This is a genomic window from Pseudonocardia sp. EV170527-09 (assembly GCF_008369905.1).
Lineage (GTDB): Bacteria > Actinomycetota > Actinomycetes > Mycobacteriales > Pseudonocardiaceae > Pseudonocardia.
In genome coordinates, this window is record NZ_VRMC01000502.1 from 1 (window position 1) to 264 (window position 264).

Annotated in this window: 1 protein-coding gene; it reads right to left on the reverse strand. The window is 53.8% G+C overall.

The annotated features are described in order from the left end of the window. A partial coding sequence (locus tag FVA95_RS29935; RefSeq protein ID WP_161992552.1) for a class I SAM-dependent methyltransferase occupies window positions 1-264 on the reverse strand: 264 nt, incomplete at both ends.

A 264-nucleotide genomic window follows, 5' to 3' on the forward strand; every position in this document is an offset into this window, starting at 1 on the left:
ATATTTGACGTCCTGCCAGCCCGCCTGTGCGAACTTTTGGGCAAGGGTTCTCTGATCCGGCCAATCGATAATCGACTCCGCCAAATATACATAGGATTCCGGGTTTGAGGAGATAGCGCGCGCTACGGGCGGTATCGCCTTCATAATGTATTTCTTATACACCTTACCGAAAGGGGCGAAGGTTGGGGTTGAGAATTCCAGTACCACGATGCGCCCGCCGGGCTTAGTAACCCGGTACAGTTCGCTTAGCGCACGGGGGTAATC